Origin of the sequence: Haloarcula sp. Atlit-120R, assembly GCF_003665885.1 — an archaeon.
In the GTDB taxonomy this organism is placed as follows: Archaea; Halobacteriota; Halobacteria; order Halobacteriales; family Haloarculaceae; genus Haloarcula; species Haloarcula taiwanensis.
In genome coordinates this window covers 1-475 of the sequence record NZ_QPLN01000072.1, presented here as the reverse complement: position 1 = coordinate 475, position 475 = coordinate 1, and the positions used below count along the sequence as shown (strand labels likewise).

The window sequence follows — 475 nt, the reverse complement described above, 5'->3', positions numbered from 1 at the left end:
CAGCAGCGACGCCGCGGCGCTCACGGCCGTCGACGGCATCGGTCCCGGTCGCGCGCGAAAGCTCGCCACCGGCGGCCTCTCGACCCCGGCAGACGTGGTCGACGCCGGCGTGAAGGAACTCACTCGCGCGGGCCTCTCGCAGGGCGTCGCCGAGCGCGTCATCGAGAGCGCGAAGGACCTCCCCGCGCCCGACATCGACTGGGGCGAGTTCCCCGAGTCGGTCGCCCGCGGCGAGAGCGACATGCACGACATCCGCGTTCGAAACGACGGCGGCGGCGGTTCCGTCGGCATCCGCGTCACCGTCAACGACGTTGAGATGTCGACGAAGACGTGCTACCTCTCCGACGAGGTGACCGTCCCCGTCGGCGTCTTCGGCGCGACGGACGACGAACTGGAGTTCGTCGTGGAGGTCGCGTTCCCCGACCTGCCGCTGCTCCCGATTCGGGAGTCGCGGACGGTTCGGGTCGAATAGAAA

1 protein-coding gene is annotated in these 475 nt (G+C 70.1%); it reads left to right on the top strand.

Features of this window, described 5'->3' with window-relative positions; genetic code table 11:
* Nucleotides 1-472, top strand: a 472-nt coding sequence (locus tag DVK01_RS21265; protein WP_147435234.1) for a helix-hairpin-helix domain-containing protein, incomplete at its 5' end; no start/stop codon positions are given.
* Nucleotides 473-475 lie beyond the last annotated feature (3 nt).